Source organism: Allobosea sp. P1_A7, from assembly GCF_056406775.1.
Genome location: NZ_JBFTZN010000274.1, coordinates 1 through 7,694, shown reverse-complemented (window position 1 = coordinate 7,694; position 7,694 = coordinate 1). Strand labels below are relative to the sequence as shown.

General features: G+C 62.7%; 9 protein-coding genes. 3 read left to right on the top strand and 6 right to left on the bottom strand.

The annotated features are described in order from the left end of the window. The coding region (locus tag AC1D34_RS30730) for a helix-turn-helix domain-containing transcriptional regulator (protein WP_476826261.1) at positions 1-99 on the top strand (99 nt) is incomplete at its 5' end. 181 nt (positions 100-280) lie between these two features. Here AC1D34_RS30730 and AC1D34_RS30725 read toward each other — a convergent pair. The 4 genes from AC1D34_RS30725 to AC1D34_RS30710 form a co-directional block, all read right to left on the bottom strand. Beyond that, complete coding sequence (locus AC1D34_RS30725; RefSeq protein WP_476826259.1) at positions 281-808, bottom strand: hypothetical protein; 528 nt, start codon at positions 806-808, stop codon at positions 281-283. A gap of 95 nt (positions 809-903) precedes the next feature. Next, positions 904-1,827, bottom strand: a complete 924-nt coding sequence (locus AC1D34_RS30720; protein ID WP_476826258.1) for a YdaU family protein — start codon at positions 1,825-1,827, stop codon at positions 904-906. Further along, the gene (locus AC1D34_RS30715) at positions 1,824-2,447 is read right to left on the bottom strand and encodes a helix-turn-helix domain-containing protein (RefSeq protein WP_476826257.1); all 624 of its coding nucleotides are present in this window, start codon (positions 2,445-2,447) and stop codon (positions 1,824-1,826) included. Before AC1D34_RS30715 ends, AC1D34_RS30720 begins: the two co-directional genes overlap by 4 nt. Further along, positions 2,444-2,860, bottom strand: coding sequence for a hypothetical protein (locus AC1D34_RS30710; RefSeq protein WP_476826256.1), 417 nt, complete (start codon positions 2,858-2,860; stop codon positions 2,444-2,446). Before AC1D34_RS30710 ends, AC1D34_RS30715 begins: the two co-directional genes overlap by 4 nt. Before the next feature lie 85 nt (positions 2,861-2,945). On the opposite strand from AC1D34_RS30710, the gene AC1D34_RS30705 reads away from it, so the two are divergent. Beyond that, positions 2,946-3,629 (top strand): helix-turn-helix domain-containing protein, encoded by a 684-nt coding sequence (locus AC1D34_RS30705; protein WP_476826255.1) that lies wholly within the window; start codon positions 2,946-2,948, stop codon positions 3,627-3,629. Between the two features lie 156 nt (positions 3,630-3,785). On the opposite strand, the gene AC1D34_RS30700 is transcribed toward AC1D34_RS30705, so the two are convergent. Beyond that, positions 3,786-4,268 (bottom strand): peroxiredoxin, encoded by a 483-nt coding sequence (locus AC1D34_RS30700; RefSeq protein ID WP_476826260.1) that lies wholly within the window; start codon positions 4,266-4,268, stop codon positions 3,786-3,788. A 292-nt stretch (positions 4,269-4,560) separates the two neighbouring features. Next, the gene (locus tag AC1D34_RS30695) at positions 4,561-6,306 is read right to left on the bottom strand and encodes a putative bifunctional diguanylate cyclase/phosphodiesterase (RefSeq protein WP_476826254.1); all 1,746 of its coding nucleotides are present in this window, start codon (positions 6,304-6,306) and stop codon (positions 4,561-4,563) included. A 112-nt stretch (positions 6,307-6,418) separates the two neighbouring features. Here AC1D34_RS30695 and AC1D34_RS30690 point away from each other — a divergent pair, with 112 nt between their 5' ends. Continuing rightward, positions 6,419-7,402, top strand: a complete 984-nt coding sequence (locus AC1D34_RS30690; protein WP_476826253.1) for an AraC-like ligand-binding domain-containing protein — start codon at positions 6,419-6,421, stop codon at positions 7,400-7,402. Positions 7,403-7,694: the final 292 nt, after the last annotated feature.

The window sequence follows — 7,694 nt, the reverse complement described above, 5'->3', positions numbered from 1 at the left end:
GCCCTGTATCGCGCGCTCAGCGAGAAGGGAGACCCTCGCCTTTCAACCCTGATGGGCGTGATGAAGGCGCTCGGGTTGAAGCTGCGGGTTGCAGCGTGAACGGAACCGGCAAGGCCGGCGCGATGCCGGCTTGCCCCGTAAACCTGTCGGGGATGGTTGTGGGCTGAAGCAGACGCCACGGCGCACCTGTAAGCAGTGGCGGCATCCTTGTTCTGCCCGAAACGGAAAGGCGCCCGGCCATCGCTGGTCCGGGCGCAGCTCGCCACCGTGAGCTACGGCATCAGCTCAAGCGCAGCCGATGCGCGATGACGTTCAGCGCGCAGCGGAAAATGCCCATGGTCGCGTGGTCGGTGATGTCGCGGTCGAGCACGCAGACCCGCATCAGGATGGCGTTGCCGTCATGGTGCAGGCCGGAATCGGCCAGCGCGTCCTGCAGCTCGCGATACTCCGAGCGGATTTTGGCGATCCTCTCGACGTCGAGCTCCGGCCCCTCGCCTGTCGTGCCCGCGACCAGCTCGGCGACCATGCTCGGCAGCTTTGGGAGGCTGTCGGTGATGTGGCGATGATAGCGCACGAAGCGGCGCGTCACCGTCTCGGCCGCCTCGAACTGGCCCCGGTCGATCATCCCGCCCAGAAACATCCGGCCAAAGGCATAGCCGGCCATCGGCGAGGCATTCCCCTTGCGGTGCGGCTGCGCCAGCGCCACCGCCATGATCTTCTCGGGGCGCTCGCCCCGCTCGGCATTCCTGATCCGGCCATTGCGGTAGCGGCCGACATCCGTGCGGGGTTTGCGTCCTGCGCGTGCCATCGTCTCGTCTTTCTCTGCTGGGGTTTGCTCTGCTGGGGTTTGGGGGCTTGGTGCGGCCCGTGCGGCGACGCCCGCCGGCGGGTTTTGTGTCTCGGTCATGCTGTTGGCTCGCTTGCTTGCGGGGTGGTCGGGGGAAGCCGGCTGGGCACGGTCCAGCAGCCGGTCCTGTCGGTCGGAAGCGGCCTGCCGCCCCTCGCCTGCCGCCAGGCATCCCAGGCCTCGGGATCGTCGATCGGCGAGATCCGGACGCCGGCCCCGGCATCGCTCCCGGACTGGCCCGGCTGGGCTGCAAGCGCGAGCCCGGCATTGACGCCCCATTCCGGCGCAAAACCCTGCCAGCCCCGCAGGATCATCAGGTCGGCGGCCCGGTCCGGCTCGGCGGCCAGGGCGAGCTGGCTCGCCAGCAGCTTGGCCGCATGCAGCGTCAGCGGCTTTTTCAGCGTCCGGCGATGGGCGATGACGGCCTGAGCCTGCTCCGGCGAGAGCACGGCGCCGAACGCAGCCTCGATCTCCCGGTGCTCAGGGAGCGCCCTGGCGCGCCCAGTCCTCTTGGGGACTGGGGGTGATTGTTTATGTGATTGTGATTGTGATTGTGATTGGCATGCCTCCGGCATATGCCCCGGCAGTGCTCCGGCATCTGCCCCAGCATATGCCCCGGCATCTGCCCCAGCACATGCCGCAGCATCTGCCCCGGCATCTGCCGCAGCATGGACCTGCCAGCGCTTGACGGCCTTGGCCCGTGCCTTCCCGCTGACATCGGCGGCGGCCTTCAGCTCCGCATCGATGCGCTTATGGACCCAGCCCTCGGCGAAGAGGTCGGCCAGCGTGTCACAGCTCGCGCCCCATTCCGCCGGAGACATCCGGGCGATGCGGGCAAGCCGGCGGTCCTCGGTGGGGAGCCCGCCATTTTGCCAGTAATGCATGATCAGCAGGAGATAGCCGCCATGCTCGGCCGCGCTGAGATGGCCGGTATCGGCGAGATAATCGGCGACATAGAGCGGCATCCAGGCCCGGCTCATCGCCTACCTCCGCGCTCGGGCGCCCGCTTCACAGGTTTCTTGCCCTCGGTCCGAGCAACGGGAACCCCGCCATAGCCCCGCACATCCGCGCCGCGGCGCTGATTGGTGACGCGAATGGCGTGAAGAATGGTGGTGTGGTCGCGGTGGAACAGCCGCCCGATCTCGGAGAGCGACAATTCGGTCTCATCAGCCACCCGCCAGATCGCGAGCTGTCGCGCCCCGGCAATGCGGGCGACGCGCTGCTCGCCTTTGAGCGCATCGATGGCGATGCCGGTCTCGGCAGCGACGGCCGCGATGATCGCGCCGGCCTGCATCTTCCCGCGCAGCGGCGTGCTGGCATGGTGCAGACGGTATTGCTTGCGCACCACGGCCCAGGGCACGGCGCCGGGCCGGGCCTCGTCCTGCGACTTACCCGCCGCGCTGGTGACGGCCTCGCAGGCGCCTGTCGTGGGCTTTGCGCGGGTTTCGCGCTCCGGCCGTGCGGCCACCACGACCGGCGCCGGCTCCTCCGGCTTTGCCGCCTGTTTCCACGGCAGGGCCTGCCTGGCGCGATAGGCTGCCAGCATCTCTTCGGCGCTGCCATACTCCCTGGCATAGCCCTTGATCGGGAGAGCGGTCATCGGTGCCCCCTGTCCAGCGGGAAAGCCAGTTGCGCCTCGCATGGCGGGCGAAACCGGGCGATGCGGCCAGGCTGCGCGCGAGTGCAGGGCGCCGCGGGCTCCGGCGGCGTAGAGGGCACGCCGTCGGCCGGCCAGAGATCGGGCCGCCAATGCTGGCGCGAAACGCCGGTCGCGGCCTCGAGCCGAAGCGCCATCCAGGGCGAGACTGAAGCGGCGCGCTTGGCCTTGTTGATCGCCACCTGCGAACAGCCGACGGCAGCCGCGAGCCTGGCTTCGGAACCGGCCCGGTCGATCTCACGGCGCAGGAGATCGCGCGGCGTGACGAGAGTGACAGGCGTGATGGAGACGACGGGTGTCGCTGGCGCGACTGGCGTCGCTGGGAGGGTTGAGGTTGGGTGAGCGGCTGGGTTCATGCCGCATATTGATAACTTAAGTTATGATTAGTCAATCACAAAAGTTATCGAGACGTTCTCGATATCCTAAGTTATTGATTGCCCTATGGAACTCGGCCCGCTCATCAAGGATGCCCGCAACGCGCTTGGCTGGTCCCAGGCCGAGCTGGCGCGGCGCATCGGCGTCTCCCAGGTCGCGATCAAGAAGATCGAGGACGGCCAGACCCGGCGCTCAAAGCATCTGACCAGCGTGCTCGCCGCCGTCGGGCTGAAGCACCTGATCCTGGATGGCGCCCTGATGGCGGGCGAGGACGAGCCCGAGCCCAATGCCGCAATCGCCGGCCAGCCGGAGCTTTTGAAGCCGCTCGGCGGCGCGCGCGACCTGCCCGTGATGGGCACGGCGGTGGGCGGCAGCGAGGAGGACGGCGATTTCCGGCTGAACGGCGATGTGCTGGAGCGCACGACGCGGCCGCCGGCGCTGGCCGGCCGCAAGCGCGCCTTCGCGGTCAACCTGATTACCAACAGCATGTACCCGCTCTACCGCGCGGGAAAGAAGATCTATGCCGACGAGGACGGCCGCCGCCCCGAGATCGGCGACGAGGTTTTGCTCGAGCTCTATTCCGACGAGGATGGCGAGCCCGGCCCGGTCTACGTGAAGACCCTGGTCTCACGCGGCGCAAAGACGATCGTCGTCTCCCAATACAACCCGCCGAAGGAACTCCGCTTCGACGCCATGCGGGTGAAGCAGATGCTGCGGATCATTCCCTATGACGAGCTGCTGGGGGTTTAGGTTCGGGTGGCCCTGCAGCCGGAGCGACGTGGCTTCCTGCTCCTGGCCTTTGCCGTTGGACTGTTCCCGATCGCGCAACAAGCGGCCCCATGCAAGACCCGGAAGCAGACGTTGCCAAAGGTCTCGCCTGACTTCGGTTCCCGCCCCAAAGCGAAACTAAACCTGATGCTCTGACAGCCATTCAAGCGTGTCTTCCGCACTCTTTTCGGGCCTGGTTACCGGATGCAAGACGTGTTCGATCGCTCCGTCCTTGACGACCAAGGTCAACCGCTCAATGAGGCGCATTCCGTCCGCGACGAAAGTTGGAAGCGACAGCGCATCCGTCAACTGGAAGTCCTCATCGCTCAGCACTTCAAATGGTAGGTGCAGACGTGTCGCCATCTCTTGCTGATAGGAGGTTGCTTGGGTGCTGAGACCGAACACGGTCGCTCCAGCGCGAGCCATATCGTCATGATGGTCACGAAATGCGCAGGCCTGCGGGGTACAGCCTCGAGCGCCGGGAATGACATCCCAGCCAGTAGGCGCAGGCGTCCCCGGTTCACTCGTCCGAGGGTAACAATAGATCACCGTGCGTCCTCCAGGCAGTGACGCCAGATCGACCTTTCGCCCCGTTGTTGAACGCAGAGCGACCGCGGGCATCCGAATGCCGACCAGACGAGAGCTTAGGGACATTGATTGCCTCGGTCAGATTTTGATCCTGGCCGATTCCATCGCATGCCGGATGTCCGATTCCCACCGAGACATAGGCGGCGCGTCATCGCTATTTCCGGAGTCGACCCAATACGGACATTCGCGGCGCACTGTCCGAAAGTCGAGGTGTGGCCACCAGAATGTCCGCTTCCGGGCGGTCGGTTTGGGCGCGAGGCCAACGCGAAGGGCTGGCCCTTCTCGGACTCTGCCCTCTGGCAGCTCGGCTCGAATCGAGTTGCGCTCATGCCACCGTTTGCGCGACGACTTCCGCGAAGGCCTCCGGATCGATCGCCTTGCCGAACAGGAAACCCTGGCCAAAGTGGCATCCCAAATCTCTCAGCCGCGCGCATTCCTCGTGCGTCTCTATGCCTTCTGCGACGATCTGGAAGCCCAGTTCATCGGAGAGACGAACAATCGCTTCGACGATAATCGTTTTCGATCGGCTTTGCCCAAGGCTGCGGATGAAGCTGCGATCGATTTTGAGTTCGGTGATGGGAAACTCCTCCAAATAGCGCAGATTGGCGTAGCCGGTTCCGAAATCATCGATCGAGAGGCCAACGCCGAGCTTTCGCAGTCGGGTCATGATGGCTATCATCGCGGGCGAGGTCTCCGCCATCTTGCTTTCCGTGAGTTCAAGCGTGATCCAGCGAGGATCGACGCCGCTCGCCGAAATAATCTCGTTCACGAATGAAGGCATATCGCGATGTCTGAACTCGATGGCTGACACATTGATTGAGAGATTGAGCGCACGGCTACGCCCCTGATTTATCCGGGCGGCGAAGTCTGCCGCAGCGCGTAGCCCGCGCCTGCTGATCTCGAGGATAAGCCCCGTGTCCTCGGCATGGGCGATGAAGCTACCCGGCAGTTGCGTGCCGAACAGGCCGTGACGCCAGCGTAGCAAGGCCTCGGCCCCCGCAATGGCCCCTGTCGAGAGATCAATCTTGGGTTGATATTGAAATCCGAACTCGTCGTTTGCCAGCGCCTGTTGCATCTCGCTAGTCATCCGGATGCGATTGCGGCTGCGCATCTCATCCTCGGCTTTGAACTCGGACACCTCAAGAAAATTGCTGGACTTGGAACGTCGCAGGGCTAAGTCGGCCTGGTGCATCAACTTCGTCGTGTCCAAAGTCGAAACGCCGACGACGAAGCCAATGGCAAAGCGAATGTTGATTGTCGCTCCCGACACGAGAAAGTCTGACGCCAAAGCGGAGCGGATCAAATTGATCGTCTCTAGCGTGTTATTCTGGTGCCCTAGCGGCTGCGCGATCGCGAATTCATTGGATCCCGTTCGTGAAATGATGGCGAAGCCCACGCTCCGTATGCGTTCGGCAATCTGCGCCAACACCTCATCGCCGGCATCGTAACCATAGCCCGAGTTGATGTCATGAAATCCCGCAACATCGAGCTTGGTGACAAGGATCGGCTCGGATTTCTCTCTTGCGAGGCGAGTAAGTTCGTCCGCGAATGCATCGCGGTTGAGCGCGCCGGTCAAAAGATCGATGCGTGCACTGTGCTCGACGCGATCCAACGCGCGCTTACGCACTGTTACGTCGCGCATCAACCCTAGGTAATGGGTTGGTTGACCATTATAAAAATTGATTGGCGTAAGCCTAAGTTCATTCCAGAACATTTCTCCATCTTTGCGATAATTACGAAATGTTGCGCAAACACTAAGACGATTATCGATAGCCGTACGCACATATTCGATTTCTGGCTGGAGGCGGTCTCCTCCTTGAAGGTAGCGACAATTTTTCCCAATTACTTCGTTCTTTGTATACCCAGTTATGCGCTCAAACGCTGGGTTAACATATATCAGTGGGCAATCCCTATCGGTCAGATCGCCAACGAGTATCCCATCTCTCGACAGGTCGAGGAGGCTATTTAGATCCACTTTGTAGGTGAGTTGATCATGCTCACCGTCGCGCTGGTCACGCGACAATACCGGAAGTATTAGATCGCCAAAATCGGATTTGTAGATTTTATCCATATTGGAGCCATCGCCATGTTTGTGATTTCATGAACCTTATTCGACTCATGCGTCTGGTGATCGGCTGGGTGGGCACTGATGATCGGCCGTGCTTCCAGGCTGGGAGGCTGAAATGAAGTTGGTATTCTCGACGGCGGACGTTCCGCGTCGCGACCGGTTCGACTACTGGCACAGCGTCGCCTGCCAGAACGTGACCCATCACGATTCCAGGCCGCGCTGCCGGCCGGAATTTCATGCGGAGCTTCGGTCGGGCGCCCTCGCCGACCTCGGCTTCGTCGAATTCAGCAATGCGGCGATGGCCGTGGTTCACAGTGCCGCCCACGCCGCGAATGCGAATTCTGATGAGATCCTGATCTGTCGCCAAGCAGCAGGTCGGTTGATGCTGGAGCAAGAGGGTAGGGATGCCTTGCTTGACCCAGGTGACATGACGCTCCTCGATCCATGCTTGCCCTATACGGGGGAGTTCTCTGCCGGCTCTCAACTGCTGGTGGTCAAAGTACCGAGGCAGCAGTTGGAAGCGCGCATAGGCCCCATACGGGCGGCGGCTGCCCGCACCCTTCGGCCGGTTGAGGCTGAGATCGGATTGACCTCGGCATTTTTGGCAGCGCTGCCGACGTTCCTTGACCGCCTAAGCCCAGTGGCGGAAGAAACCGTCAGGAGCCAGACACTGGATTTGATCGCGCTGTCGCTGGGAAAAGTCGGCGGAGAACAAGCGCAGCGCGCTTCGTCGGCTCGTTCGCTGGTCCGCCTGAAAGTACGCGCCGCGATTGAAGCGCGCCTGCATGAACCGCAGATCGATCTGGGATCGGTCGCAGCCGCGGCCGGTGTGAGCTTGCGCTACGCCAATGCCGCGCTGGCAGATGAAAACACGTCGATCTCGCGGGTCGTCCAGGAGAGGCGGCTGGCGCGCTGTAGGAAAGCCCTCGAAGACCCTGCACRATCACACCGGACAGTGAGTGATATCGCTTACAGCTGGGGGTTCTCGGACATGACCCATTTCGGCCGGAAATTCAGGGCAGCGTTTGGCCGGTTGCCGAGCGAATATCGCCGCTCGTTGAGCGAGGCACGTCAGTCGAAGACAACCGACGTTACGTGATGCGCGCCATCGCCCCCTGCGAAAAACCGGCCGCTGTTCTGGAAAACGGTGCAACCGCGTTTTTGCACGGCCTCTGTCGTGAGGGGCCCTGTCGTTGACGCTTGGACGATGTCAGGTTTTGGGCAGGCACCGCATGTCCGAAGTTGGGCGCAATGACGACACTCGATCGGCTCCCCATCAACTTCAGCAAACCACCGAGGCCGTGTGCAAACGCGCTATTGGGATGCCTGAGGTGTGCGCCGCGTCGTCTGCGGGTGAAGTTGGACGAGAGTCGCGGCGACCCTTTCAGGTC